Consider the following 1,376-nt stretch of genomic DNA (forward strand, 5'->3'; position numbering starts at 1 on the left):
GCACGGACTTCGTGGGTACACTGATCCATAGTCTTTAGTCCTCCTTGAAAAAATCTATTGGTTTTCTCAAGTATGCACTAAAAATGGTTTTAGTGAAAGGCGAGTGGTTTGACCTTTACTTTTATGCATCTCAGTTGGAAGTTTTTCCGACCACGGAAGCAAATGTTCTAAGTGGTGGTTGTAACTTAGACAGTTTTTATGAATAATACGGGTTGAAATCCATCACCTGTCTGGCGTGTGAAAATCAATATTCTGTTTTAAAAGTTAGAATATCTGCAGTGAGATTTATGTCTGCGAAACGATGAACGTTTGATTAAAAAGTTTAGTTTAGAAGAAGTGCACGACGATATGCTAGAATGAGTTGACAGACAGGGGGATAAAAGCAGACATATGGAAAATTATATAACAATAAGAGAACAAATAAAAGCAAAGAACATTGAAGCCTTCAGATTTTTCACCAGAGCTATCGATGATTAAGGTATTGTCTGTTTAGATGGATAATTTACAACGTATTACTCATCGTTTCTTGTTGCCACAATCGTTAAAACCAGCGGTGGTATTGAACCCTCTTACCAAAAGAAACGCTTTTCTACCTTTAATAATTCAATTCTCGAATTCAAGCAATGGCTTTTTGACAATGACTGTCATGATGTCTGTATGGAATCCACACGCTATCATTACACGCTCTATATCATTTCAAAAAGTTGCCTGCCTTAGACAGTTTATTCAAGTGTGCCAATTTATTGTCTCCCTCTACTTTCTTTCGCACTAATCCTACTTTAGCGAAAAAAATCTATGTTAGGAATTTTAGTGCAGTAAGACTAATAATCATCAGGGTTATCGTGTTTTGTTCCAGATAAAGGTTGACAAACCTAAATATAGATGCATAATCATATGTAGAATACAATATGTGGAACATGATGGGGTGATACATATGCCTATAGAGGATGAATATAGAAAAATATATGGTGCTACAATATTATATTGTACAACGCCTGCAAAAGCGAATGAATATGCCACTAAGTTAGCGGAAAATCATCAGGGGAACGTTGTTAAAAATGAAAGATTTTCTGAGTTTATAGAGCATCTAAAAAGAAATTATAATATAGATGGATCTATTAATGAATGGAGTTTTGTGAATGTGCTGGAAATGGGATTCGGAATGCATCACGGAAAAATGCCTAAGTATATACAAAAAGAAATTTTGGATTTATTTAATGAGGGCATATTTAATTTACTTTTTTGTACATCGACTATCGCTGATTGTCAAGGTAGTTGTCAGTAAAAATTTATATTCTTGTTTCGACAGGTTACGCTGATTGTCAAGGTAGTTGTCAGTAAAAATTTATATTCTTGTTTCGACAGGTTATCAGATA

General features: G+C 34.4%; 1 protein-coding gene and 1 pseudogene. Both read left to right on the forward strand.

What is annotated here, in order from left to right; translation table 11 throughout:
* Window positions 1-513 precede the first annotated feature (513 nt).
* Window positions 514-669 (forward strand): annotated as a pseudogene (locus ABCW45_RS17985) (IS110 family RNA-guided transposase); the annotation flags it as partial.
* A 265-nt stretch (window positions 670-934) separates the two neighbouring features.
* Window positions 935-1,285: a hypothetical protein gene (locus ABCW45_RS17695; RefSeq protein ID WP_343221291.1), complete on the forward strand. Its 351-nt coding sequence runs from the start codon at window positions 935-937 to the stop codon at window positions 1,283-1,285.
* The last annotated feature ends 91 nt before the right edge of the window (window positions 1,286-1,376 follow it).

It is taken from the genome of Pilosibacter fragilis (assembly GCF_032490495.1).
In the GTDB taxonomy this organism is placed as follows: domain Bacteria; phylum Bacillota; class Clostridia; order Lachnospirales; family Lachnospiraceae; genus Pilosibacter; species Pilosibacter fragilis.

Excerpts from the sequence above, each read along its gene's own strand:
- ABCW45_RS17695 (WP_343221291.1), top strand. The coding sequence starts at position 935 with ATGCCTATAGAGGATGAATATAGAAAAATATATGGTGCTACAATATTA.